The organism is Rossellomorea vietnamensis (genome assembly GCF_025398035.1).
Taxonomy (GTDB): domain Bacteria; phylum Bacillota; class Bacilli; order Bacillales; family Bacillaceae_B; genus Rossellomorea; species Rossellomorea vietnamensis_B.
Map to the genome: position 1 here is coordinate 3,816,526 of NZ_CP104558.1, position 25,141 is coordinate 3,841,666.

The 25,141-nt window shown below is 45.3% G+C and carries 24 protein-coding genes; 20 read left to right on the forward strand and 4 right to left on the reverse strand.

What is annotated here, in order from left to right; all coding sequences use genetic code 11:
- Positions 1-203: 203 nt before the first annotated feature.
- The 3 genes from N5C46_RS19555 (at position 204) to N5C46_RS19565 (ending at position 2,351) form a co-directional block, all read left to right on the forward strand.
- On the forward strand, positions 204-1,277 hold the full coding sequence (locus tag N5C46_RS19555; RefSeq protein ID WP_061811408.1) for a M42 family metallopeptidase: 1,074 nt from the start codon (positions 204-206) through the stop codon (positions 1,275-1,277).
- 106 nt (positions 1,278-1,383) lie between these two features.
- Positions 1,384-1,908, forward strand: coding sequence for a DUF84 family protein (locus tag N5C46_RS19560; RefSeq protein ID WP_336275509.1), 525 nt, complete (start codon positions 1,384-1,386; stop codon positions 1,906-1,908).
- A gap of 161 nt (positions 1,909-2,069) precedes the next feature.
- Positions 2,070-2,351: a hypothetical protein gene (locus tag N5C46_RS19565; protein ID WP_261749874.1), complete on the forward strand. Its 282-nt coding sequence runs from the start codon at positions 2,070-2,072 to the stop codon at positions 2,349-2,351.
- Positions 2,352-2,413: 62 nt separating this feature from the next.
- On the opposite strand, the gene N5C46_RS19570 is transcribed toward N5C46_RS19565, so the two are convergent.
- Together N5C46_RS19570 and N5C46_RS19575 are read right to left on the reverse strand one after the other, a co-directional pair.
- Positions 2,414-3,907: a peptide MFS transporter gene (locus N5C46_RS19570; RefSeq protein ID WP_159362620.1), complete on the reverse strand. Its 1,494-nt coding sequence runs from the start codon at positions 3,905-3,907 to the stop codon at positions 2,414-2,416.
- Between the two features lie 215 nt (positions 3,908-4,122).
- On the reverse strand, positions 4,123-4,569 hold the full coding sequence (locus N5C46_RS19575; protein WP_034765653.1) for a YtoQ family protein: 447 nt from the start codon (positions 4,567-4,569) through the stop codon (positions 4,123-4,125).
- A gap of 171 nt (positions 4,570-4,740) precedes the next feature.
- Between N5C46_RS19575 and N5C46_RS19580 the strand changes: the two genes are divergently transcribed.
- The 9 genes from N5C46_RS19580 (at position 4,741) to murC (ending at position 15,088) form a co-directional block, all read left to right on the forward strand.
- Entirely contained in the window at positions 4,741-5,244 is a 504-nt protein-coding gene (locus tag N5C46_RS19580) for a hypothetical protein (protein WP_261749875.1), read from the forward strand.
- Between the two features lie 587 nt (positions 5,245-5,831).
- Positions 5,832-6,863 carry a PTS sugar transporter subunit IIC gene (locus N5C46_RS19585; protein ID WP_261749876.1) on the forward strand — a complete coding sequence of 344 codons (1,032 nt, stop codon included), beginning with the start codon at positions 5,832-5,834 and terminating at the stop codon, positions 6,861-6,863.
- A 1-nt stretch (position 6,864) separates the two neighbouring features.
- Positions 6,865-7,182, forward strand: coding sequence for a thioredoxin family protein (locus tag N5C46_RS19590; protein WP_261749877.1), 318 nt, complete (start codon positions 6,865-6,867; stop codon positions 7,180-7,182).
- A 173-nt stretch (positions 7,183-7,355) separates the two neighbouring features.
- A complete protein-coding gene (locus N5C46_RS19595) occupies positions 7,356-8,165 on the forward strand; it encodes a DUF1444 domain-containing protein (RefSeq protein WP_261749878.1) in 810 nt (269 codons plus the stop codon).
- A complete protein-coding gene (gene ytpR / locus N5C46_RS19600; protein WP_261749879.1) occupies positions 8,165-8,770 on the forward strand; it encodes a YtpR family tRNA-binding protein in 606 nt (201 codons plus the stop codon). Before N5C46_RS19595 ends, ytpR begins: the two co-directional genes overlap by 1 nt.
- Before the next feature lie 177 nt (positions 8,771-8,947).
- Complete coding sequence (locus N5C46_RS19605; RefSeq protein WP_261749880.1) at positions 8,948-11,728, forward strand: DNA translocase FtsK; 2,781 nt, start codon at positions 8,948-8,950, stop codon at positions 11,726-11,728.
- Positions 11,729-11,840: 112 nt separating this feature from the next.
- Positions 11,841-12,944, forward strand: a complete 1,104-nt coding sequence (locus N5C46_RS19610) for a nicotinate phosphoribosyltransferase (protein ID WP_034765673.1) — start codon at positions 11,841-11,843, stop codon at positions 12,942-12,944.
- Between the two features lie 8 nt (positions 12,945-12,952).
- Positions 12,953-13,609 carry a hypothetical protein gene (locus N5C46_RS19615; RefSeq protein WP_261749881.1) on the forward strand — a complete coding sequence of 219 codons (657 nt, stop codon included), beginning with the start codon at positions 12,953-12,955 and terminating at the stop codon, positions 13,607-13,609.
- Positions 13,610-13,768: 159 nt separating this feature from the next.
- Positions 13,769-15,088, forward strand: coding sequence for a UDP-N-acetylmuramate--L-alanine ligase (gene murC / locus N5C46_RS19620; protein WP_079532874.1), 1,320 nt, complete (start codon positions 13,769-13,771; stop codon positions 15,086-15,088).
- 86 nt (positions 15,089-15,174) lie between these two features.
- On the opposite strand, the gene N5C46_RS19625 is transcribed toward murC, so the two are convergent.
- Positions 15,175-16,290 carry an aminopeptidase gene (locus N5C46_RS19625; RefSeq protein WP_261749882.1) on the reverse strand — a complete coding sequence of 372 codons (1,116 nt, stop codon included), beginning with the start codon at positions 16,288-16,290 and terminating at the stop codon, positions 15,175-15,177.
- Between the two features lie 200 nt (positions 16,291-16,490).
- Between N5C46_RS19625 and N5C46_RS19630 the strand changes: the two genes are divergently transcribed.
- The 4 genes from N5C46_RS19630 (at position 16,491) to N5C46_RS19645 (ending at position 18,638) form a co-directional block, all read left to right on the forward strand.
- The gene (locus N5C46_RS19630; protein WP_034765684.1) at positions 16,491-17,012 is read left to right on the forward strand and encodes a DUF948 domain-containing protein; all 522 of its coding nucleotides are present in this window, start codon (positions 16,491-16,493) and stop codon (positions 17,010-17,012) included.
- Positions 17,013-17,028: 16 nt separating this feature from the next.
- Positions 17,029-17,511 (forward strand): YtxH domain-containing protein, encoded by a 483-nt coding sequence (locus N5C46_RS19635; RefSeq protein WP_261749883.1) that lies wholly within the window; start codon positions 17,029-17,031, stop codon positions 17,509-17,511.
- Positions 17,512-17,633: 122 nt separating this feature from the next.
- A complete protein-coding gene (gene ytxJ, locus N5C46_RS19640) occupies positions 17,634-17,948 on the forward strand; it encodes a bacillithiol system redox-active protein YtxJ (RefSeq protein WP_034765690.1) in 315 nt (104 codons plus the stop codon).
- A 135-nt stretch (positions 17,949-18,083) separates the two neighbouring features.
- A complete protein-coding gene (locus N5C46_RS19645; RefSeq protein WP_261749884.1) occupies positions 18,084-18,638 on the forward strand; it encodes a YtxH domain-containing protein in 555 nt (184 codons plus the stop codon).
- Positions 18,639-18,680: 42 nt separating this feature from the next.
- Here N5C46_RS19645 and N5C46_RS19650 read toward each other — a convergent pair whose 3' ends face one another.
- A complete protein-coding gene (locus N5C46_RS19650) occupies positions 18,681-20,840 on the reverse strand; it encodes a cell division FtsA domain-containing protein (RefSeq protein WP_261749885.1) in 2,160 nt (719 codons plus the stop codon).
- 205 nt (positions 20,841-21,045) lie between these two features.
- On the opposite strand from N5C46_RS19650, the gene N5C46_RS19655 reads away from it, so the two are divergent.
- The 4 genes from N5C46_RS19655 to motS all read left to right on the forward strand — a co-directional run bounded on the left by N5C46_RS19655 (position 21,046) and on the right by motS (position 25,080).
- A complete protein-coding gene (locus tag N5C46_RS19655; RefSeq protein WP_034765697.1) occupies positions 21,046-22,122 on the forward strand; it encodes a bifunctional 3-deoxy-7-phosphoheptulonate synthase/chorismate mutase in 1,077 nt (358 codons plus the stop codon).
- A gap of 372 nt (positions 22,123-22,494) precedes the next feature.
- A complete protein-coding gene (gene ccpA, locus N5C46_RS19660; protein ID WP_224522154.1) occupies positions 22,495-23,493 on the forward strand; it encodes a catabolite control protein A in 999 nt (332 codons plus the stop codon).
- Between the two features lie 59 nt (positions 23,494-23,552).
- The gene (gene motP / locus N5C46_RS19665) at positions 23,553-24,368 is read left to right on the forward strand and encodes a flagellar motor protein MotP (RefSeq protein WP_261749886.1); all 816 of its coding nucleotides are present in this window, start codon (positions 23,553-23,555) and stop codon (positions 24,366-24,368) included.
- Entirely contained in the window at positions 24,358-25,080 is a 723-nt protein-coding gene (gene motS, locus N5C46_RS19670; protein ID WP_261749887.1) for a flagellar motor protein MotS, read from the forward strand. The genes motP and motS overlap by 11 nt, the downstream gene beginning before the upstream one ends.
- Positions 25,081-25,141 lie beyond the last annotated feature (61 nt).

Here is a 25,141-nt window from a genome sequence, read left to right on the forward strand (position 1 = left end):
GTGCCGGAACCCTCGGACCGTCCATCTTGGTCCATTCAAGCCTTGCCGGCAATGATCGATAATTTGTCATCCTTAGGTACATTCTATCAAAGAAAACAGAAAAAAGAGAACTGCTTTTATTCTCAATAGGTGGTAAGAGGTGCGAAAGTTCTGTAAAATAAGATTATACATACTGCAGATTTTATATAAAAGGGGCATAAGACATGAAACAAGATACGTTAGAGTTATTTAAGACATTGACTGAATTACAGGGAGCTCCCGGTAATGAGCATGCGGTCCGGGCATTTATGAAAGAACATTTATCCCGGTACTCTGATGAAATCGTTCAAGATCGATTGGGTGGAGTATTCGGTGTAAGAAAAGGAAGCGATCAGGATCCCGTTGTCATGGTTGCCGGGCACATGGATGAAGTCGGCTTCATGGTTACATCGATTACAGACAATGGAATGATCCGTTTTCAAACCCTCGGCGGCTGGTGGAGCCAGGTGCTGCTTGCTCAGCGGGTCCAGATCATGACAGATAACGGGCCGGTGACAGGTGTGATTGGAAGTATACCGCCTCACCTGTTAGGGGAAGAACAGCGCCGCAAGCCGATGGACATCAAGAATATGCTCATCGATATCGGTGCGGATGATCGGGAAAATGCCCGTGAAATCGGAATCAAACCTGGTCAGCAGATTGTACCGATCTGTCCATTCACCCCGATGGCCAATGAGAAGAAGATCTTGGCCAAGGCTTGGGATAACCGCTATGGATGCGGATTATCCATTGAATTATTAAAAGAGCTTCAGGGCGTGAACCTGCCCAACACCCTTTACTCCGGTGCGACGGTTCAGGAGGAAGTGGGACTTCGCGGCGCCCAGACAGCAGCCAATATGATCAATCCGGATATTTTCTTTGCCCTCGATGCGAGTCCGGCAAATGATATGTCAGGGGATAAGAATGAATTTGGTCAACTTGGAAAAGGGGCACTGCTCCGCATTCTCGACCGTTCCATGGTCACGCACAGGGGAATCAGGGAATTTGTTCTGGATACAGCGGAGTCAAACGACATTCCGTATCAGTACTTTGTCTCACAAGGCGGTACAGATGCCGGAAGGGTGCACATGTCCAATGAAGGTGTCCCGAGTGCGGTAGTGGGTATCTGTTCGAGATATATCCACACTCATGCGTCCATGATCCATGTAGATGATTATGCGGCAGCCAAAGAGCTGATCGTCAAGTTAGTGAAAGAATGCGACCGCTCGACCATCGAAACCATTAAATCCAATGGATGATCACCACTAAAAAAATAGGATAGGGCTGTCTCAATCATATTCAAGTTGGGACAGCTTTTTTATGGAGAGAAAAAAAGGCGTTTGTCAGACCTTTTAGAAATGAGGTATGAATTTGTTGAAGATAGCAATCGGAACAACGAATCCAGCGAAGGTGCAAGCGATACAAAAGGTGTTCGAGGAGCAATACAAGGAGGTTCAGTTCCAGTGCCTGAAAACCGAGTCCCATGTCAGTGAGCAGCCCATGACCGATCAGGAGACGATCGAAGGCGCATTGAACCGCGCAAAAAATGTTCTCAAGGTAACAGATTGTGATGTAGGGATCGGCCTTGAAGGGGGAGTATCAGAATCCCTCTACGGAATGTTCGTCTGTAACTGGGGGGCCCTCGTCGACAGGCAGGGGAACGAAATCATCGGCGGTGGTGCCAGGATTGCCCTGCCAAACGAAATCAGCCGGGAATTAAAAGCAGGGAAAGAGCTCGGACCCCTGATGGATGAGTATACCCAGCGGACGGGAATCAGGAAGAAAGAAGGGGCCGTGGGGATATTCACCAATGGACTCGTTACAAGGGAAACGATGTTCCTGCACGTCGTTCAGCTCCTGCTTGGGCAGTGGCAATACCGGACAAAATAATCTTATGTATATCTGTCCTTCCAAGGTACTTGGCCCATACCAATTTCACTGGTCCTTCATAGGATGGAGTATATCAGACTTTCTATTATCTGATAAATTCTTTCTAAGGAGGTTAGAATTTATGGGATGCAACTATTGTAACGACCGAGTTGGCGGACGCCGTGATGATCGTCGCGACGATTGTCGTGACCGTGGTTTCTGTTGCGACTGGGATAAATTCCTTTTTGGGGACAGAAGAAGATGTAACTTGTTTGGGGCGAATGAGGATCGTAGACGATGCGGATGCGATAGAGACAACGTACGAGGAGCAGAAGACCGTAACAGAGGATGCAGAGGCAGAAGAGGCGATGATGACAATCGTGGAAGATGCGGATGCAAGAGACACAAGCGCTGCGGTTGTGGCTGCGGACTTTTCTGGTAAGAACAGGGGAACCCCGTTGTGAATGGGGTTCTCTTTTTTATGCGAAAAAATCCCCCTGAAACAAGTCCAGGGGGATTGAAATGCTTATTTTACACCTTTCATCGCTCGTTGGATCATTGGTGAAATCAGGAATAAGATGACACCTAACGCGATGGCCATTCCACCGATTGAACCAAAATAAATGGTTTCATTTTCAGGTGAATAGAAGCGGACAAGCTGTGCATTCAGAGCCTGTGCACCGGCAGAAGCCAGGAACCAGAGACTCATCGTTTGAGCTGAGAACGCTTCAGGAGCGAGCTTTGTTGTAGCTGACAGACCGACTGGTGATAAGCATAATTCACCAAGAACGACGATGAAGTAACTTAGTACAAGCCATAATGGATTAACAAGTGAACCTTCTCCACCCATTTGTGCAGGTAACAGGATCACTAAGAAAGATAAACCGGCAAACAATAGACCGAATGAGAATTTCTTCGGGATGGATGGCTGACGGTCACCCAATTTCACCCACATCCATGCAAATACTGGTGCCAGCAGGATGATAAATAATGGGTTCAGTGACTGGAACCAAGCAGGAGAAATCGAAATCCCCATGAAATCAAGCTGTGTACGCTTGTCTGCATATGCCGCAAGGATAGTGGATCCTTGTTCCTGGATCGACCAGAACATCACGGCTGAAATAAATAATGGAATATATGCTAGTACCCTTGAACGCTCCGTTGCCGTTGTTTTCGGACTATAGTACATCACAATAAAGTAGATGGTTGGAACGACGATACCAAAGATTCCGACAATATTGATGAATACGTCCAGTGTAAATAAACCTGCTGGAATTGTAGTACCTAAGATGATAGCCAAAGCAACTACTACCGCACCTACGATTAATCCGTATTTCTTCTTTTCACGGGCATTAAGCGGGTTTGGTACATATGTACCCGCAAGGCCAAGATTCTTTTTCTTCGTTAACATGAATACAACAAGACCTAAGAACATACCGATTGCGGCTGCCGCGAATCCCCAGTGGAAACCTTTCGATTCCATAAGACTACCGACAATCAGTGGAGCGATGAATGCACCTAAGTTGATCCCCATGTAGAAAATACTGAATGCCGCATCACGGCGGGTATCATTTTCACTGTACATTTCACCTACAACTGTAGAAACATTCGGTTTTAATAAACCTGTTCCGACAACAATCAATACCATTGAAACAAAGAACAGAGATAAGCTCCCTGGAAATGATAAAGCAATGTGACCAAACATGATGAATATTCCACCGTAGAAGACGGCTTTCGAAGTTCCGAATATCCTATCAGCCAACCAGCCTCCGATGACCCCGGACATATACACGAGTGAACCGTAAATGGACATGATGGCTAAAGCTGTACCTTCCTCTAGACCCAGTCCACCTTTTGATACCTCATAGTACATGTAGAATACGAGGATGGCACGCATTCCGTAGTAAGAAAAGCGCTCCCAAAATTCCGTGAAGAATAAAGTGAATAATCCCTTCGGATGACCAAAGAATCCTTTTTGAGGGACACTATCCACAATTTTCTGTTTATTCATTGATGACATGTTACTACCTCCCTTATTCTTTTACTATAATATTTTAATATTTTCTTAAAGTCAAAAAAAGTTTGCAAATGGTTAATTATAACATAAAATTTCTATAGATTGCTAATATTTAATTATTTTTAAATAGTAAAAATAATTAGGTCTTTAGGGTGTATGAGAATTGCGCAGAAAAAAGCCTGCAGGATTGATCCTGCAGGCTTTTTGACAGGTTTGGGTCATTCGGATTCAAAAACGTAAGAAAGGGTCTTTAGTGCCTGTTCGATGGACGTTACTGTGACATTCGCCTTATTTGTAAGCTCTTTCAATGGATGATGAAGTTTTTCCGGGCGAATGAGGATCAGGGGCTTTTGTAGGGTAATGGCCGTGCTCGCGTCCATTGCCGTGTTCCATTGCTTATATTCTTCACCGAATAAAGCAATCACCACATCGGATTTCTTCATAAGCAGTTCCGTCCGGAAATTATTGATGGCAGAAGCAGCTTCATCCCGGAATATCTTGTTCGGCTGTTCACCGAGGATTTCTTCCCCGATTGAATCGGAACGGTCATGATTTTCCATGGGGCCAACGAACTGTAGGGGGAGTCTGAGGGCTTTCGCTTTCTCTTTTAATTCATCCCTCCAGGAGCTATGTATCTCTCCGGCTAAATACACGGTTAATTCCATATTGATCACCTTCCTGTTTTTAGTCATCTTATCATAAATACCCTTTCAAAGGTATTTCAACCACTTTTCCCATGAAAAAGGCAGAATTTATTTTTGGAAGGGTTGTCAGCCGGGACTTTATGAGGGTATCATAAGCGTAGGTCCTAGGTATGAAAGGGAGGGAAATCGAGGATGAAAACCACAGCATCGATCATTTTCTTTATACTTTTGCTTATTTTAGCAGGATGCAATACATCGATCGACCAGGAAAAAGAGGAGACGGCAAGCGTGGTGGAGGGAGCTTTGGACTCCAATGAGAAAGCCGGTGAAGACGCTGGGAACATCAGCTTTTATCTCCCGTTCGGTGCCAAGATAGAAAAAGAATCTCCTTATAATATCATTATTTCAAAAAGTTCTGATACGTTTATACTTTTCACGAATCCTCAAGAAGATAAGGATAGTGAACTTCTATATAAAATGGCCATTAATGACAAGGAGAGTCTCGTGAAGCATGGGACTTTTAAGGAAGACAACCGCTTAGGATATTATGTCATTAAGGAATTGCCGGATACAGAAGAATATGAACTTACTGTAGGAGTGGGCGGAACGAAAGTCACAACTCAGTCAGAAATGGAAGACTTGGCGGATAACGCTGAAATGATGATGAAAATTGCAGCATCAGTCAAACACAACTAGATGATATAGACCGGTTTTTTTCTGCGGGAGCGGGGAGGGGCCGTTTTTTTTTATTAACCTTTCGCGAGGATTATATAAGTGAAAACAAAGACCGTTCCTTTCCGCTGCAGGCACAAGACTCGCGCGGGGAGGAAGTTGAGCCTCCTCGGGCTTTGCCCTGCGGGGTCTCAACCTTTCCTCTATTTCCCGCAGGAGTCAAGTGCCTTCCGCTACAATCCACTCTGTGGTACGACACTTCTTCTATATTGAAAACAACACCACCTCCCCACAGCAAACTACAATCTTAACTCAATTTTCCTTGAAATTATGTTAATTCAGTTGTCCATATCATTTTCGCTAGTCCATTAACAGAAATTTTTTCATGAGATGTAAACAGTCATGGGTTTCTTCCAATCGTCACTATTTAGCTTTGTCATCCTTTCCAAACAGTACTTGTGGATTGACAGAGCCCAGAAAGTTCATGATAGGTCATATCAGATGGAGAAATAGAAGAAAATAAATACTCTTTAGTTTAATGAAAATAATAGACAAATCAAACATGTGTCTTTACACTAGTAAAAGGAATGGTAAGCAGAGGAGTGAAGGACATGAGAGGGTATTTGGATAGAAAAGGTGTTACGTTGTCGGCGAAGACGTATTTTATAGATGCTTTAAGTTATATGGCGCTGGGGTTGTTCAGTTCGTTGATCATTGGATTGATCATCAAGACGATCGGGGAGCAGCTTCCCCTTCCTGCAGGGTTAAGTGAATTCTTCATTGAGATGGGGACACTTGCCATCAGCTTGATGGGGCCGGCGATCGGTGTGGCGATTGCCTTTGGTCTTGGGGCGCCGCCGTTGGTCATATTCGCTGCCGTGGTGACAGGGGCTGCCGGAGCGACCCTTGGAGGACCGGCAGGAGCTTATGTAGCGGCTGTCCTGTCTACGGAAATTGGAAAGCTTGTCAGTAAGACAACGAAGATAGATATTATCGTGACGCCATTTGTCACGATTTTTGCAGGATTCACGGTCGCCTACTTCATCGGGCCGGGAATCGCCGACTTTATGAGTATGTTTGGAAGCTGGATCAGCTGGGCGACGGAACAGAGACCGATCATCATGGGGATCCTGGTTGCGGCCCTCATGGGTCTTGCCCTGACTGCCCCGATTTCAAGTGCGGCCATTGCGTTGATGCTTGATTTGAATGGGGTCGCTGCCGGCGCCGCCACGATTGGCTGCGCCGCTCAAATGGTTGGATTTGCCGTCATCAGCTATCGGGAGAACCGGGTGGGCGGATTATTCGCCCAGGGAATCGGGACTTCCATGCTACAGGTCCCGAATATTGTTCGAAATCCTCTTATCCTTATTCCACCGACTTTGGCTGGCATGATTCTCGCTCCCATCGGCACGACCGTTTGGCTGATGGAAAATAATGCAGCCGGAGCCGGGATGGGAACGAGCGGATTCGTCGGACAGGTCATGACGTTCAAAACGATGGGATTCAGCTGGGATGTCACAATGAAAATCCTGCTGTTGCATTTTGTTGGACCTGCATTCATTAGCCTGTTAATATCTGAATATATGCGTAAACTAGGTTGGATCAAACCAAACCAAATGACGATTGAAACAGGGGGCAAATAAAATGCGTAAACTTGAATCAGTGGAAGAATTCTATCAATTGAAAGAAAGCGGGAAGCATGTATTCATGTTCTCAGCCGACTGGTGTCCGGATTGCCGAATCATCGAACCGATCCTTCCGGAAATCGAAAGTGAGTACAGTGACTATACATTCTTATATGTAGATAGAGATCAATTCATCGACCTCTGCATCGAGCTTGATATCTTCGGAATTCCGAGCTTCCTCGCGTACGGAGACGGTCGTGAACTCGGACGCTTCGTGAGCAAAGACCGGAAATCAAAAGAACAAATCGAAGACTTCATGAATTCGTTAGCTTCATAATTAACAGCAAAGGGGATCTCCTGAAAAACGGGATCCCTTTTCTTTTTCCCTAAATCAAAAGGTTCCTTTTGTAATCTCGCCATTTTCATGTAAAATGTTATAAGTGAGAATGAAAAACGAAGGTTTAGGATCAGTACTTTCTATATAAATGTATCACCAAAGGAGGATCAGATTTGGACATAAAAAAGCTAAAAAGCATACTCCAGGAACGATTAGAGAAACCAAATCGTACGTTTACATATGATCGGGATAAAGATTCACTGAGAATCGAGAATACCACTACGAAAAAAGGGATCACCGTCGCCCTGCCGCCGATCGTATCGAAATGGAAGGAAAACAATAAATCCATCATCGATGAAGTCGTCTATTACGTAGAAGAAGCTTTAAATGTGATGGGAACAGAAGCAAATCTTGGCAATAAAGAGAAGAAGGTCTTTCCTGTCATCCGTTCCACCAGTTTTGCAACCGAATCAAATGAAGGTGTGGCACTCGTGACGGACGAGCATACAGCTGAAACGCGTATCTACTATGCCGTTGATTTAGGGAAAACCTACCGTCTGCTGGATGAAAACATGCTGGAGGCGGAAGGATGGACTCATGAGCAAATGAAGGAGACTGCCCTTTTCAACGTCAGAAGCCTGCCGACAGACATGAAAAAGGATGAAGTAGCAGGAAATCTATTCTATTTTCTCAATAACAATGACGGATACGATGCCAGTCGTATTTTGAATGATAGTTTCTTAAAACAGGTCAGCAAGGATATTCAAGGTGAGATGACGGTATCGGTCCCCCATCAGGATGTATTGGTCATCGGTGATATCCGGAATGAAACGGGCTATGACGTCCTTGCCCAGATGACAATGAGTTTCTTTACGACAGGAAATGTACCGATCACAGCATTATCCTTTGTATATGAAGAAGGGGAATTGGAACCGATCTTCATTTTGGCAAAAAATCGCAAAAAGGAAAGGGAGAAAAAATGATGAACGTATTTTATAACTTGGAAGGCATTGGTGATACCCTGATTGTTACACTGGATCCGGGCTTTGAAGGAGAAGTACAGCACGAAAGAAAAGAAGACGCAGCGCGTTTATTCGATGAGAAAACAGGGAAAACACTCGGCTATAACCTATTCCATGCATCCAAGTATTTAAGTGTAAGTGAAGTGGGACCTGTAGAAATGAATGATGAGAAGCTCCAATTGATCAACGAAGCCATCAAGAAGAACGGTTTCGATGAAGTATTGGAAGCAGACTTTTCACCTAAATTTGTTGTCGGCTATGTATCTGAAAAAGAAAAGCATCCAAATGCGGACAAACTGAACATCTGTACCGTCGATGTCGGGGATGAAACCCTGCAAATCGTGTGTGGTGCACCTAACGTAGACAAAGGTCAAAAAGTCGTTGTCGCAAAAGTAGGCGCCGTCATGCCGAGCGGTATGGTCATCAAAGACGCAGAACTTAGAGGAGTCGCATCATCAGGCATGATCTGCTCAGCCAAAGAACTTGCCCTTCCAGATGCACCCCAGGAAAAAGGGATCCTCGTCCTAGAAGACACATACCAAATAGGTCAACCATTCACAGCATAACAACAAATACCTGGGTCCGGAGTGTGGGCTCAGGTATTTTTGTATATTACAAACCCTTTACACCTATGTTTATTTCGACACAATCCTTTAACAATTCTCCTATTCTATCGAAATGACTCGAATTTTTCTCTTTACCTGATAAAATAAATAGTAAGTATGAAAGAAAGAGTGATGTTTGTGAGCTGGATTAAAAAAATATTTGGTAAATTATCAGATAATGATGAACAATTTGAAGAGTACTATGATGAAAACCACGACAATGTTCAGCAGCTCGAACCGACAAAGGCTGAACGTAAATATATAGCAGGGCCGAATCATTCACGTGATGTAGAAGCAAGGATGACCTATCAATACCCAAAAGGGAATTTCCGATTTCCCCTAATATCAGACGGTGAAAACAGAGAGCGTCCACGGAGAACTCAAAGGAATCAAGAAAGAGAAATAGAAAAAGAAAAACCTAGAGAGCAGGAGCGTCGGCAGCCGAAAAGCCGAAACCACTCTTCAGACAACCGAAAGTGGAAGGAAGAGAACCAGTCTACCCCCATCAAGACAAAGAAAGCGACAAAGGTGGAAAAAGGAAACAGCCGGCCGTTTACGCCAACGGAGATTCCATCGCCCATCTATGGTTTTAGAGGAAGACCGGTTAAGAAAGAAGAAAGTGTCGAATATGAGCTGAATAAGTTTTTACATAATGAAGAAGAGAGAAAAGAAGCAGTCATCAATCAAAAAGCTCTATCGATCGTAGAGGAATCCCTTCCTGTTGTAGAAAAAGAGTCTGCCTTTGCTAAGGAGCCAGAGGTTGAAGCCCCTGTACAGTCATATACGGAAGAAGTGAAAGAAAGCAGCCAACCTGTAGAACACCCGACTCACGCTGAGAAGATCGAAGCTGAAGAGATACAACCGTATCAAATACATGAAACGGAACAAAAGGGCGACGAAGTAACAGTCATTCCTACCTCATCACATGAGTGTATTTCACTAATAAACGAACCTGAGCCGGTTAAAGAAGAACCGGATATGGCAGTGCATCGTGATACGGCTCAAGAGGAAGGTCCGTCCCTCCAATTCGAAGCAGCGGAATCAGCTAAATCGGTTCAGGAAGTTCCTGCCGGCGAAACGGCTCAACCGCATCAAGAATCGGCAGAGGAAGAAGGACCGGCTGTTGATGAGAAGCCTGTCATTGAAGAAGAGCCCCTTGTTGAAGAAAGTCACGTCGACGAAGAACCAGAAGCGACCGTACCTTCAGAGCCGATCAAGAAGGAACCGGAAAGAAGGAAGAGGTCACATCTTCCTTTTAACGTGCTGATGCTTAAACAAGATAAACGGCAGATGGATTCTCGAAAATCGTCCGTACGTACGGAAGGTTCCCCTTCCATGGAGAGACAGAGAACCACCACTGAACAGGCGGCACCTCCTGTTCAAGAGGCACGTGTGGAAAAAGCTGCTGAAGACGTGGGACGCGAAGAAAAGCCGTCTCAACAGACTCAGGTCCAAGGAGAAGAAGCGGTAAAGAGCTACAGTGAATTAAGCTCGTCATCGAAACGGACAAGAGACTATGTCTTTCCGAAAGTGGATTATTTGACGCCGCCCGTATCAAAGGAAATGAGCGAAGAGTGGCTGGATTCTCAAAGACTTTTACTTGATGAGACCCTTCATAATTTCAACGTCAGGGCAAAAGTGGTGAATGTCACCCAGGGGCCTTCGGTCACACGTTTTGAAGTGCAGCCTGAACCAGGGGTGAAGGTCAATAAGATTACGAATCTGACAGACGACATAAAGCTGAGCCTGGCAGCCAAGGATATCCGGATGGAAGCGCCGATTCCGGGTAAACACACCATCGGGATCGAGGTGCCGAACAGGGAGAGCCGTCCGGTATGCATCAGTGAAGTCATAGCGAGTCCTGCCTTCCAGGAGCCGTCTTCACCATTGACCGCGGCCCTTGGACTGGATATTTCCGGACAGCCCATCGTGACGGATCTGAGCAAGATGCCGCACGGTCTCATCGCCGGGGCGACAGGTTCGGGAAAAAGTGTGTGTATCAATTCGATTCTCGTCAGTCTTCTGTATAAGTCATCTCCGGATGAATTGAAGATGCTCCTCATTGACCCTAAGATGGTCGAGCTTGCACCTTATAACCGGATCCCTCACTTGGTGAGCCCGGTGATCACCGATGTGAAAGCAGCGACCGCCGCCCTTAAATGGGCGGTGGAAGAGATGGAAAGACGATACGAATTATTTGCCCACACTGGGGTAAGGGATATCAAGCGTTTCAACGAACTCGCCAAGCGGAATAAACAATACAGCGATATGCTACCTTACCTCGTCATTGTCATCGATGAGCTCGCAGATTTGATGATGATGTCGCCTGCAGATGTGGAAGAAGCCATTTGCCGTATCGCCCAGAAGGCACGTGCCTGCGGAATTCACTTGATCATTGCCACTCAGCGTCCTTCAGTTGATGTCATCACAGGCTTGATCAAGGCGAATGTACCAACAAGGGTTGCATTTTCCGTTTCCTCAAGCGTCGACTCAAGGACGATCATCGATGGGAGCGGTGCAGAGCGCCTTCTCGGTAAAGGGGATATGCTGTTCCTTGAGAATGGTTCATCCAAACCGGTCCGCTTGCAGGGTACGTTCGTATCCGATGACGAAATCGATGACATCATCCGTCATGTCAGGGAACAAAGGGAACCGGATTATCTCTTCCAGCAGGATGAATTGATCAAGAAAGCGCAGGTCACCGAGGAAGAGGACGACTTGTTTTTAGAAGCATGTGAGTTTGTCGTCGATCAGGGCGGAGCATCGGCCTCAAGTCTGCAGCGCCGATTCAGGATCGGTTATAACCGGGCCGCAAGATTGATGGAAATGATGGAGAGTAATGGAATCATTTCCGAGTCCAGAGGCAGTAAACCAAGGGATGTCCTCATTTCCGAAAGTGAATTGGAGACACTCGCATAGACTAGTACAAATATTTAATACATGGTATTCTGTTTATATCTGTCCAACAAGGACGAATGTAAACAGAATACCTATTCTTTTTGTGTAGGAAGAGCCATAAGGAGCTTTAGTGATGAAAGAAATCGAATTAAAACTTCAAGGAAAACTCAACAGGTTGACCAATCATACATTCAAGTTTGATGAAAGAATCAAGGATGGCTGGTTTTCAGCTGTGTATTTTTTAAAGACGAAGGAAATTGCCAAGAAACATAAACCGGATGCAGTCATCACCATGCAATTCTTTCAAAAGACACATGCCGTGATTTGCGGAACGGACGAAGTCATCGCCCTTCTGCATACATTCGCTGACAACCCGCAGAATCTTGAGATCCACTCCTTAAAGGATGGAGACCAGATCTCTCCGTTTGAAACCGTACTGACCATCAAGGGCCGCTATCAGGACTTTGGATATTTAGAAGGCATCATCGACGGCATTCTTGCGAGAAGGACGTCCGTTGCGACGAGCGTTTACAATGTGATGAAAGCTGCTTCCTTATCGGGGAAACAGAAGCCCGTCATCTTTATGGGAGACCGTGACGATCATTTTACCCAACAGGCGGGAGACGGTTATGCAGCCTTCATAGGAGGGTCTACCGCCCAGGCGACCCACGCCATGAATGAATGGTGGGGAAAAAAAGGGATGGGAACCATGCCTCATGCCCTCATTCAATTATTCAATGGGGATATCGTAGAGGCAACGAAAGCGTACAAGGAAACATTCCCCGAAGATGAGCTGATCACCCTGGTCGATTACAATAATGATGTCATTACGGACTCATTGAAGGTCGCGAGAGAGTTTGGCCAGGAATTAAAAGGGGTAAGGGTAGATACATCAAGAATGATGATCGATAAATACTTCCTTCGTAATCAGCATGTGCTTGGAACCTTTGATCCCCGCGGGGTCAATATGCAACTCATCAATGCATTGAGAGATGCTTTGGACGAAGAAGGCTACCAGCACGTCAAGATTGTCGTATCGGGCGGCTTTAACGAAGACCGCATACGCCAGTTTGAGGAAAATCAAGTTCCAGTCGATATGTACGGAGTCGGAAGCAGTCTTCTGAAGATCCACGTTGGATTCACCGGGGACAACGTCGTCATCGACGGTTCCCCGGAAGCGAAGGCAGGAAGGAAGCTTCGCCCGAACCCCCGTCTGGAAAAAGTAGAATTCGAATAGGTGAGAACATGCAAGAGCAGGAAAGCACGTTAGATCTTGAGCGGTTCAGGCAGAAAAAACAGCAGATCGCCGAGGGTCATATTGAGGACCTCTACCGTAGAGCGTATGAGTACGCTTTTAAGGAAACGAATATAAGGGAAAAAGTACGGGCTAAAATGATCTTCTCTAAACGTTTTCTTCAACACGATGAGGCCCGGATAGAGGCTCGATTCGAGAAATTGTTTCAAGAATGGTTTCTATTTGATTATAAAACCATCAAGGGGCAAACCTTATTCTTTCAATTTCTGCAGTCACATCCCCTTCAGGAATCAACCAAACTCCTTGGTGCCGTTGTATTGACGGCTGCCTGGGAACCCGTCATCGTCAAAGGGAAAGAAGAACGGACCGTACGCTGCCAAACGATCATTCAGGGAGAAGAAGTGATTGTTAAAATGAACCCTGATTGGATAGAAAAGGAAATATTTGAAGAACAGGTCTATTTCGTGAGGAAAGTCCCGCTGGTGGTTCATCAGTGGATCTTAGGTCCTGTTTTTCCCGTGAAATCAATGGACGTAATAGCAAATTTACAAACACACTATAGTCAAATGAATCAAGAAACTGGGGTATTATGGAGGACGTTCTTAAAAGAAGAAGCGCCAAACTTCATTCTGCCCAGTCTTTCGTAGCTTCTGCATGGTCAGGGATTTCAAAAAATGATATAATGTTTCAAGTTGAAGAAAGTACGCTTTTTTCTAAACTCACATATCGAAAGCTAAAGACCGATGGCAAAATAAATATAGATTTCATATAATGCTTTTAGATAGACGATTGTTGGAGGTTCTATTATGACGATATATCATTTCGTAGGAATAAAGGGGTCGGGCATGAGTGCATTAGCCCAAATACTCCATGATATGGACTACGAGGTCCAAGGATCTGACGTAGATAAATATTTCTTTACTCAGAAGGCTCTGGATGAATCAAATATAAAAATACTACCTTTCCAAAAAGAAAACATTGGAGGGGATATGCATGTGATCGCAGGGAATGCTTTCCCTGACACCCATGAAGAAATACAAGCGGCCGTTGAACAAGGACTGCCTGTGACAAGATATCATAAATTCCTTGGTGACTTCATGCAGGAATTCACAAGTGTTGCCGTAACGGGCGCCCACGGAAAAACATCGACAACCGGTTTACTGGCACATGTCATCAGTGGCGCAAAGCCGACTTCCTTCCTGATCGGGGATGGAACCGGTAAAGGCGAAGTGGATGCGAATTACTTTGTATTCGAAGCATGTGAATACAGACGACACTTCCTGTCTTATTTCCCTGACTATGCCATCATGACGAACATTGATTTCGATCATCCCGACTACTTTGCAAATGTGGATGACGTCTTTTCTGCTTTCCAGGAGATGGCCATGCAGGTGAAAAAAGGAATCATTGCATGCGGGGATGACGAGCAGTTACAAAAAATCCAGGCGCAGGTACCGGTGGTGTTTTACGGTTTCGCCGAGGAAAACGACTTTCAGGCGAGAAACGTTTCACGGGACAGAACGGGTACATCATTCGATGTGTTTGTGCGGAATGAATTTTATGCCGCATTCAAAATCCCGACCTTCGGTGACCATAACATCATGAACGCCCTATCCGTCATTGCCATCTGTCACTATGAAGAGCTTGATACGGCCATCGTCCAAGAACGGTTGAGCACATTTAAAGGAGTCAAGCGCCGTTTCTCTGAAAAAGAAGTGGGCTCACAGATCCTGATCGATGACTATGCTCACCATCCGACTGAAATCAAGGCAACCGTTGATTCGGCAAGACAGAAATATCCTGAAAAAGAGATCATCGCTGTCTTCCAGCCTCACACATTTACACGTACGCAGACCTTCCTGACCGAGTTTGCCGAAACCTTGAGTCTTGCGGACAAAGTGTACTTATGTGAAATCTTCGGTTCCGCACGGGAAAACCACGGAAAACTTTCCATCCACGATCTTGAAAGTAAGATCGAAGGATGCGAAATCATAGACGAACAAGATACGACCGCTTTACTCAAACATGAAAACGCCGTACTGATTTTCATGGGGGCGGGAGACGTGCAAAAGTTCCAGCAGGCATATGAACAGAAGCTTGGGGAACAATTGAAAGAAGAGAAATAATAGATAAAACCGGCTCTTATGGGAGCCGGTTTTTTTGTGGTTTGATAAAAAAGCCACCGTCAGTAATGACGGCGGCTTCAAACTTCTTACTTCAAATTCTCCGGATTCAACACTTCAAGCTCTTCGATGACAAATCGACCGTCTTTTCGAATCAATACATCATCGAAATAGATTTCGCCGCCGCCATATTCAGGACGCTGGATCATCACCATATCCCAGTGGATGTTGGAGTGGTTTCCGTTATATGCCTCTTCGTAGCATTCCCCCGGTGTGAAGTGGAAGCTGCCGTCGATTTTCTCGTCAAAGAGGATGTCCTGCATCGGATGCTGGATGAATGGATTCACGCCGATGGCGAATTCCCCGACATATCGTGCCCCTTCATCCGTATCAAAGATTTTGTTGATCCGGTCTGTGTCGTTCGCAGTGGCTTCCACGATCTTTCCTTCTTTGAATGTCAATTTGACGTTTTCGAACGTAAATCCGTTATAAGGAGATGGCGTATTGTAGGAAATCACGCCGTTCACCGAGTCCTTCACAGGTGCACTGTACACTTCTCCATCAGGAATGTTCAGGCACCCCGCACATTTCACGGCAGGAATGTCCTTGATGGAGAATGTAAGGTCCGTCCCTTCCCCGACAAGGCGGACTTTATCTGTGTTGTTCATGAGTTCAACGAGGTTATCCATCGCTTTGTCCATTTTGCTGTAGTCCAGGTTGCAAACGTCAAAGTAGAAGTCTTCGAAGCCTTCTGTGCTCATGTTGGCGAGCTGTGCCATGGATGCCGTCGGGTAGCGGAGCACGACCCACTTCTTCTTAGGGACGCGGATTTCTCTATGTACTTTCTTCCCGATCGTATTACCGTGGATCTTCATTTTTTCGTCCGGTACATCTGATTGTTCGCTGATGTTATCGCCTGCACGTAAACCGATATACGCATCCATCTGCTCCATGACATTTGCTTCGAAGCTTGCGATCATATCATACTGCTCTTCCTGTGCCCCCATTAACAGTGCACGGTCGACTGCATGATCTTTGATGGATACGAAAGGATGACCTCCGGCTGCATACGCTTCTTTTACGAGAGCCGTCACCAGTTCACGCTGCAATCCGAAGTTTTCGATCAGCACTTTTTCTCCAGGCTGTAATTGAACAGAATATTGAATTAAATTTTTCGCCAGCTTTTCAATGCGTGGATCTTTCATTTCTTTTTCCCCCTTATATGTAGTCTTTTTTATTGTACCCTAAAATACGTTGGCATGACTCGACCAAAATGTGAAATGCTAACCCAAGAAAAAATATTTATTTTTCATGCAGGAAATTGGTTTGGGATGAAGAAATACTAGTATAATGTTTATTTGTTCATCATAAGGGTAAAGAATTTCTATACATGGAGGTGTGGCATATGGAAATCATTCTTTATCTAAGCGTAGCTGTCATAGCAGTTGCATTTTTCATTTTGGTTATGAGTTTGATGAAGACTTTGAAGTCCCTGGGCTCTACATTGGACAGCGTCTCAACGACAATGACCGGACTTGAGAGCCAGCTTCAAGGAGTAACAAGAGAGTCTACAGAATTACTACATAAAACGAATCTATTGGCTGAGGATATCCAGAAGAAGTCTGAGGATCTGAACACGGTTGTTTATGCGGTAAGAGATGTAGGGCATTCCATCCAGAACCTTAATAACTCGGTGAAGAAGGTAAGTACTTCCATTTCGACTGAACTGGAGCGCAACCAGGGCAAGATTTCACAGGTGGTTCAATGGGGTAATGCATTCATTGAGTTAAAGGACAAATGGAAACAAAAACAGGAAAAACAGCCAACACAACCTGATGTTGCTGATGTAGCTGTTCCAAACCAAGCATCCAAGGAAGTTCGATCTCGAGAAAAATTAGTTAAAAGAGCAAGATCTTATAACAATTAGAGAGGGGAATTTTTACATGACTCAACAGTACAATCAAAACCAGAACCAAAACCAGACAAATGACAGCAACAACATCAACTCAAAGGATTTCATGATCGGAACACTGATCGGAGGAATCGTGGGAGCGGCAGCGGCCCTTCTAATGGCACCGAAATCAGGTAAGGACCTTCGAAATGATATCAATGAGAAAACCGTCGTCCTTAAGGAAAAGACAGGACAATGGAAAGACACGGCTGTAGAGAAGAGCAATGAGCTTGCAGCAGTGGCGAAAGAAAAATCTTCTGCCCTGACAAAATCCGTACAAGAACAGTCCAACAATGTGGTTGGGAAACTGAAAACATACCGCACCAATAATAACGAACTCCAAGAAACAAATGAAGAGCTTCAAGCAGTTTCAGCAGTGGGAACGACACCTGCTGACGAAACGGAAGATGTGAATCAGAAGCTTGAAGAAACGAAGAAAGCTTTTGACGAAACTGAAAAGACATACAATCAATAATCATTGATTCAAAGGGCGGTGAAGTGATATGATGACTTCACCGTTTTTTTGTTGAAATGAAAAGGTTTATAAATCACTATGGCTAAGGAACCATTACAATTGTGAAAGGAAGTATGGAACAGATGAAAAAGATCGATACCGTTCAGGAGTTTGAACAACTTTCCGAGACAAATCCGCGTTTCTTCTTTATGAAACACAGTCTCACTTGCCCTGTAAGCTCGAATGCCTTCACCGAATACCAGGCATTTTTGAACAAGCATGAAGAGGAAGATGGCTACTATCTGGCCGTCCAGGAATCAAGGGAACTGTCACAGCATATCGCCGAAAAATACGGCATCCGCCACGAATCACCCCAGGCCTTCCTCTTCATAGAGGGAAAACCCGGCTGGAATGCCTCCCACTGGAAAATCACCGAAAGCGAACTGGACAAACTATAAGACAAAGGAGACTCTGATTTAATCAGGGTCTTTTTTTTTGAAAATATTTGGTAATTCCCTCCTAAACGTTTATTTATCTTCTCACAGGGAAGGTAACTTATAAGAATAAAAAATAGATAAATGGAGGAACGATTTATGACACAGCCTGTACCTTATGAAACTGGGACAAGAAATAATGCGAAAGTGAACGGAAAAAGGAGCGGCAAATTAGTAAAAGGAATGGTGATGGGAGCCGTCGTAGGTGGAGCCCTTGCCATGCTGGATAAAACAACGAGGAAAAATGTGACATCAAGGACATCTGACATGAAGGACTCTACAATGGGGATGGTTGCCAAGGTGAGAGAGAATCCTTCAGGAGTGGTGAATGACTGGCAGGACCGCCTGAAAACAGCGTCCAATGTGTTGAAAGAAGCCATCAACGACGCGCAGAACCTGTACGAAAAGGTGAATGACGATGTGGTGGATCAAGTCAATCAAATTAAAGATGATTCAACTGAAATGATTGCCACGACGAAAGAAGCCGCAGAAGAATTAAAGGATATCGGCAGTAAGGTAAAAGAAGCGGGAGAAGAAGTGACTGGTGAATCCACTCCGTCTAAGCCTGTGACAAGCTCTACTTCCACATCAGATGATCAGTCGATTCATCCAACGAACCGTACAAGCAGCATTCCGGGACAAGTTGGATCATAATAAAAAACTGGCGTAATCGCCAGTTTTTTTGTTGTCTGATTTTTATCTGCGGGAAGCTTGGGGCCAGATGATTTCCAGTTCGTCACCCTGCTCGATTTCTTCGTAAAAAGTCGTTTCCACTCCATTTTTCAAAAGGACAAAGCTTCCGTTCGAATGAGGGGGCATGTTGATTTCCACCGCATTAAATAAGTCCTGAAAGATAAATGAACCCGCATGCTGTTCTTCTATCAGTATGGAATCACCAGGGAATAAACGATCTTCCATGGCGAGCTTGATGCCATTCCGTGTGACGGTGCTGCTTTCCTTCTGAAGATGTAATTCCTGGCCGTTAAACGTAATCATGATTGCTTTTTCCACTGTTATCTGTTTCTTGGCAAGCAGTTCATTCACCGTTGGAGTGACACCCGGTTTGTATGAGATCTCATCCCCATTCTTGACTTTAGATGAGTGTTTCGCCTCGATCCCATTGATCAATAATTTTCCGGAATAGGATGGGAAGAAGGTATCCACCCCGTTGATGGAGATTCGATAAGGCTTCGTTCCCTCCATCCACTCGTTGTAGCCCAAGTGGGTCAACAGATCCTGCAGGGTATCGATCAATTCAATCCGGATCGCATCACGGTCGCAAATGATGTCTTCCAATCGTGCGACTTGATTATTCCTGAAGACGAGAGGGGAGAGAAGGTGCGGGTTCCCATCTATGACAATCTGCATTGCCGAGGAGGAATCCACCAGGTCTCCGATTGTCACCTGAGGAGATGATCCGTCTTTCCCTTTCTGAACAGAAATCCGGTCATGATTCTGAATTTTTTCGTCCAGTGCACACTGGAGGCCATTTTTTTCGATGTGTGGCGGCTCGCCGTGACCACCAGGTAACGTGATGTCCTGTCCGTTCACATTGACGAAGAATCCATTTCCAGGTGTACCATGCCACTTGGTTAATTTTAACCCCGCAGCAAGGAGGCAGTCGCCAACTGTCAGATCCTTGACTTCGAATAAGCGGACAGGCTGGTCATTTACATACGCCGTGACATATTGGACCGGGGCCTGCTTCGCTGCAATGGCGATCCCGATCGGCGTGACAAGTTCAGGTCCCTTTGTCACTTCATCCGATACAGTTATGTTCTGAATCGCGTCCACACCTCTTACGGCCACCCGGTTGGCAGGCAGCTCCAGGGATGAAGCCAGTTGGACAGGGAGGCCGGGTGTCAGGCTGCCTCCCCCTACGAGCATGACGGCCTGTGGCGGTTTTCCGTTGTTCAGGCGCAGGATTTCATTCGAAATCTCGCCGGCTAGCCGGTTCACAGAAGGAGAGATTTTCTCTACCACTTCATGGGACGGAAAGCTCGTTTCAAACCCGAGAATATCGGTCACCGTAATCTCTTCTGAAGACTGAAGATCCCGCTTCGCCTGTTCGGCCAAAGGGAAATCAAGCAATAACTCGTTACTGATCGCTTCAGTGATTTCATCACCTGCTGTCGGCACCATCCCATAGGCAATGACCGTGCCCAAATTGGTGATGGCGATATCCGAGGTTCCCGCTCCGATATCAACCAGGGCAACGTTCAGCCGGCGCATGGATTCAGGGATGAGAACGTTGATGGCAGCGATGGGCTCCAGTGTCAGGGCTTCCATCTCAAGCCCTGACCGTGTCAGTGCCGCAATAAGGGAGTCCACGACGACACGGGGCAGGAAGGTCGCGATGATTTCGACGCTTGCTTCATCCCCCTGCTGGTCGATCAGGCTGCCGATCTCCTCGCCTTCCAGCCGGTAAAAAAGGACGGAGTACCCAACACAGTAATAATGATAGCCCTTTGAATCGTTCTCATTTTCAGCAGCAGCTGCTTGTGCCTGTTGAACGGCGCTCAGCTCCAGATGAAGGACGTCGTTTTTCTGAAGCAAGGGTTTTCCCTTGATCGTTGACGTTGATAGGGCCGTTTCTGTTTTCAGGGCGCGTCCTGCAGCTGCGACACACACTTTATAAAGGGGACCGTGTTTCTTTTCCAACTGTCCTTTAATGGAGGAGATAACCTCCGAAACAGCCGGGACATCATGAATCTGTCCATCGAGCATGGCCCGTTTCTTATGTTCTTCTATTAAAATATCGGAAACTTGAAATATTCCGTCTATTTCTTCCAGAATGATCCCGACAACCGACCGTGTTCCGATGTCCAATGCAAAGATTTTTTGCTTTTTTTTCAATTCGTATTCACCCGCTTTAGCCTAGTCTCATACAATACTAAAATACTTTAGCGCTTAAAAGCGTCTAATTAATAAAGAATTTTATCGTGACATTTTCGATGTGTTCTATTATAATAAGTTTCAATATCAAAAATGTATCATACTTTCTTAAAACTATAACAGTTTTTACGTATGAACAGGATAAAAAAAGAAAGGGTGCTGTATTGTGAGTAATCAAGAGCTCGATCAATTACGTAAACAAGTAGACGAGATGAACTTAAAACTATTAGACACCATTAATGAACGTGCTAAACTAGTTCAAGAAATCGGTCGTGTCAAGGAGACTCAAGGAGTATACCGCTATGATCCTGTTCGTGAACGAGGAATGCTTGATCTGATTAAAGAAAATAATGATGGTCCATTCGAACATTCGACCATTGAACATATTTTTAAAGAAATCTTCAAAGCCGGTCTCGAACTTCAGAAGGACGATCACCGGAAAGCCCTGCTGGTTTCCCGTAAAAAGAAACCGGAAGACACAATCGTCAATATTAATGGAGAAGCCATTGGAGATGGAAAGCCTCATTTCGTCTTCGGTCCATGTGCCGTTGAATCATACGAGCAAGTGGCAGAAGTCGCGAAAGCCGTTAAAGCAAAAGGCTTGAAAATGCTCCGTGGCGGAGCGTTCAAACCAAGAACGTCGCCTTATGACTTCCAGGGTCTGGGGATTGAAGGCTTGAAAATCCTTAAAAAAGTGGCGGATGAATATGATTTGGCTGTTGTCAGTGAAATCGTGAATCCAGCTGATATCGAACATGCGGTGGAATACATTGATGTGATTCAGATCGGTGCAAGAAATATGCAAAACTTCGAATTATTAAAAGCAGCCGGTGCCGTTAAAAAGCCGGTATTGCTTAAACGTGGTTTAGCGGCAACGATCGATGAATTCATCAATGCTGCTGAATACATCATCTCTCAGGGGAACGGTGACATCATCCTTTGTGAGCGTGGAATCCGTACGTACGAGAAAGCAACTAGAAACACACTTGACATTTCCGCTGTACCAATTCTTAAGCAGGAGACGCATCTACCGGTATTCGTGGATGTAACGCACTCAACCGGACGCAGAGATCTGTTGCTTCCAACAGCGAAAGCGGCACTTGCCATCGGCGCAGATGGAGTGATGGCTGAGGTTCATCCCGATCCTGCCGTTGCCTTATCCGACTCCGCTCAGCAAATGGACCTTGACCAATTCGATCATTTCTACAAGGAAGTGTTGAAGGGCAGAACGATAGAAGTATAATAAATGAAGGGCTGAATCCTTTTTAACGGGGATTCAGCCCTTTTTGATTGTGGGAAAGAAGTGCATTGATGGGAGGATGGTATGGATATCAGCGAAATACCATTTCCTCTATCTCATCACATAAAAAATAAACCGACCGTGCACCCGTTCAATATGCTATAATAATCTTTTTGCACAAATCAAATGTGATTATTGCAGTAATATCAAGACTATCGTATGATTATCTACATAATTGCAGATAAATAACCTATATAACACTAATGTGAACATAAATATGTGCATTTTTTAACAAACTATTGTAATCGCTTTTTTCTTTAGGTTTATTTGGTGTAGAATAAGGTAAATGAGTAGAAGAGTAAAGGAGTGTAAGCTATGAACGTGACAATATATGATGTAGCAAGAGAAGCCAATGTAAGTATGGCGACGGTGTCCCGGGTGGTTAACGGAAATCCGAATGTCAAACCGGCAACAAGGAAGAAGGTATTAGAGGTCATCGATCGACTCGGCTATCGTCCGAATGCTGTAGCAAGAGGGCTTGCGAGCAAGAAAACGACGACGGTAGGGGTCATCATCCCTGATATCTCAAATATTTTCTATGCAGAACTTGCACGTGGGATTGAAGACATCGCCACGATGTATAAATACAATATCATTTTAAGTAATTCGGATCAGAATACAGAGAAGGAACTTCATCTATTGAATACGATGCTTGGGAAGCAAGTGGATGGCATCCTGTTCCTTGGCGGTCATATTTCAGAAGAGCATGTCCAGGAATTCGAACGTTCCCCGGTTCCGATCGTATTGGCCGGTGCCGTTGAAGAAACGAACAAGGTTCCTTCAGTGAACATCGATTATAAGGCGGCGTCCTTTGATGCGGTTTCTGACCTTCTTGAGAAGGGACACAAGCGCATCGGCTTTGTAAGCGGTCCTTTCCACGATACGATCAATATGAAGTTCAAACTTGAAGGATACAGGGAAGCACTTGCCAAGGCAGGCGTCGAATACAGTGATGACCTGGTTGTAGAAGGTGAATACACGTATGATTCAGGACTTGAAGCATGGCAGAAGTTCTCAGAGCTATCGGACAAGCCGACAGCCATCTTCGTCGGGAATGATGAAACGGCCCTTGGTGTCGTCCACGGGGCTCAGGATCAGAACGTGTCCATCCCGGAAGAAGTGGAAGTCATCAGTTTTGATAACACTAGACTTGCCCTGATGGTCAGACCTCAACTGACGTCCGTCGTTCAGCCTTTATACGATATCGGAGCAGTGGCGATGCGGTTATTGACGAAATACATGAACAAGGAAACGGTTGAAGAATCGACGGTTGTTCTTCCGCATCGACTTGAACACCGCAACTCAACAAAGTAAGAAGTTTGTCGATATAAAGGATAAAGACAAACAGAACTTATTTTGTAGGGAGAGTCAAAATGAAAAAGCTTGATGTTCTTACACCAATCGGGGTTGTAGTAGGGTTTCTATTCGTGGCATTCGCGATCATTTCGAATGCGGGAGTGACCGGATTCAGTTCCTTCATTGATCTTCCGTCCATCTTCGTGGTCATAGGCGGATTGATCGCAGCCATGCTGGTCAGCTTTTCGATCAGGGAATTGAAACAGCTGGGGAAAGTGATGAGAGAATCCTTCCGGGATGTGGAATATGATCTTCATGACTTGATCCGGACGTTTGTGACCCTGTCAGAAAAAGCGAGGCGGGAAGGTCTCCTCTCACTTGAGGCAGAAGTGGAAGCGGTCGAGGATCCCTTTATCCGAAAAGGGGTCCTCCTCGCAGTCGATGGAATCGAGCAGGATGTGATCGTCGATATCATGAATGCTGAAATCATTGCGTTAGAAGAGCGGCACCGCAAAAATAAGAGTTTATTGGATAAGGCAGGGGAATATGCCCCTGCATGGGGGATGATCGGTACGCTGATCGGTCTCGTCCTGATGTTAAAGAATTTAAATGATCCTTCTTCACTTGGTCCCAATATGGCGATCGCCTTACTTACGACCTTGTATGGATCCCTGCTTGCGAATCTCGTCTTCCTGCCAATGGCATCCAAGCTTGCGATGAAAACAGAGAAAGAAGTGTTTATGAAACAAATCGTGATCGAAGGGGTCATCGGGGTACAATCCGGTCAAAATCCGAAAATATTGGAAGAGAAATTAAGAGTATTCTTATCCAACGAGGAATTACAGATGTATACAGAAAGGAAACAAGAAGGGGCAGCACCAGATGAAGCGTAGAAGAAGACCGGCATCTCAGTCTCCGGGGGCTCCAAAATGGATGGTTACGTTTTCTGATCTTATTACTCTTATTCTTGTATTCTTTATTCTATTATTCTCGATGTCACAGATCGATATTGTGAAATTCAGGACCATCGCGGATTCCTTTCAGCAGCGGCAGATTCTCGAATTCTATCCTTCTGTCATCCCTTTTGATCAACCGTCGGCAGAACCCGAAGTGAAATCTGGTGAAGGCAGAGAAGCGGAACAGGACCTGAACTCATTACTTTCAAATATTCAGAGCTATTTGAAAGAAAACGAATTGACTGACGTCGTGGTGGCGACCAGATCCGAGCGGGGAGTCGTCCTGGTCCTTCAGGAGCAAGCACTGTTTGCTTCAGGTGAAGCAACGGTCCTTCCGGATGCTTATCCGTTTTTGGACAAGGTCGGCGGGCTATTATCCGAAATCCCCAACTTTGTAAAAGTGGAGGGACATACAGATAACCGCCCAATCAATACATATCGCTTCCCGTCAAACTGGGAGCTCTCATCGGCAAGGGCGAGCAGTGTGGTCCGTTACTTGATCACAACGGAAGATCTCGATCCAAAGCGGTTCATCGCCGTCGGATATGGGGATACACGTCCGGTCGCTCCTAATGATAAAGTGGAGAACCTTCAGAAAAACAGGCGTGTCGAAGTGATCATCACCGACCCCGCTTATGAGGAACAATAGACTTTCAGGAAAAATAGAAAACAGGCTTCCACAACCTTAAAGGTCGGAAGCCTGTTTTTTG

What these genes read in the sequence shown, in the direction of transcription:
- N5C46_RS19555 (WP_061811408.1), top strand. Translation starts at nt 204, where the DNA reads ATGAAACAAGATACGTTAGAGTTATTTAAGACATTGACTGAATTACAG.
- N5C46_RS19560 (WP_336275509.1), top strand. Translation starts at nt 1,384, where the DNA reads ATGAATTTGTTGAAGATAGCAATCGGAACAACGAATCCAGCGAAGGTG.
- N5C46_RS19570 (WP_159362620.1), bottom strand. Translation starts at nt 3,907, where the DNA reads ATGTCATCAATGAATAAACAGAAAATTGTGGATAGTGTCCCTCAAAAA.
- N5C46_RS19575 (WP_034765653.1), bottom strand. Translation starts at nt 4,569, where the DNA reads ATGGAATTAACCGTGTATTTAGCCGGAGAGATACATAGCTCCTGGAGG.
- N5C46_RS19580 (WP_261749875.1), top strand. Translation starts at nt 4,741, where the DNA reads ATGAAAACCACAGCATCGATCATTTTCTTTATACTTTTGCTTATTTTA.
- N5C46_RS19585 (WP_261749876.1), top strand. Translation starts at nt 5,832, where the DNA reads ATGAGAGGGTATTTGGATAGAAAAGGTGTTACGTTGTCGGCGAAGACG.
- N5C46_RS19590 (WP_261749877.1), top strand. Translation starts at nt 6,865, where the DNA reads ATGCGTAAACTTGAATCAGTGGAAGAATTCTATCAATTGAAAGAAAGC.
- ytpR (WP_261749879.1), top strand. Translation starts at nt 8,165, where the DNA reads ATGAACGTATTTTATAACTTGGAAGGCATTGGTGATACCCTGATTGTT.
- N5C46_RS19610 (WP_034765673.1), top strand. Translation starts at nt 11,841, where the DNA reads ATGAAAGAAATCGAATTAAAACTTCAAGGAAAACTCAACAGGTTGACC.
- N5C46_RS19615 (WP_261749881.1), top strand. Translation starts at nt 12,953, where the DNA reads ATGCAAGAGCAGGAAAGCACGTTAGATCTTGAGCGGTTCAGGCAGAAA.
- murC (WP_079532874.1), top strand. Translation starts at nt 13,769, where the DNA reads ATGACGATATATCATTTCGTAGGAATAAAGGGGTCGGGCATGAGTGCA.
- N5C46_RS19625 (WP_261749882.1), bottom strand. Translation starts at nt 16,290, where the DNA reads ATGAAAGATCCACGCATTGAAAAGCTGGCGAAAAATTTAATTCAATAT.
- N5C46_RS19630 (WP_034765684.1), top strand. Translation starts at nt 16,491, where the DNA reads ATGGAAATCATTCTTTATCTAAGCGTAGCTGTCATAGCAGTTGCATTT.
- N5C46_RS19635 (WP_261749883.1), top strand. Translation starts at nt 17,029, where the DNA reads ATGACTCAACAGTACAATCAAAACCAGAACCAAAACCAGACAAATGAC.
- ytxJ (WP_034765690.1), top strand. Translation starts at nt 17,634, where the DNA reads ATGAAAAAGATCGATACCGTTCAGGAGTTTGAACAACTTTCCGAGACA.
- N5C46_RS19645 (WP_261749884.1), top strand. Translation starts at nt 18,084, where the DNA reads ATGACACAGCCTGTACCTTATGAAACTGGGACAAGAAATAATGCGAAA.
- ccpA (WP_224522154.1), top strand. Translation starts at nt 22,495, where the DNA reads ATGAACGTGACAATATATGATGTAGCAAGAGAAGCCAATGTAAGTATG.
- motP (WP_261749886.1), top strand. Translation starts at nt 23,553, where the DNA reads ATGAAAAAGCTTGATGTTCTTACACCAATCGGGGTTGTAGTAGGGTTT.
- motS (WP_261749887.1), top strand. Translation starts at nt 24,358, where the DNA reads ATGAAGCGTAGAAGAAGACCGGCATCTCAGTCTCCGGGGGCTCCAAAA.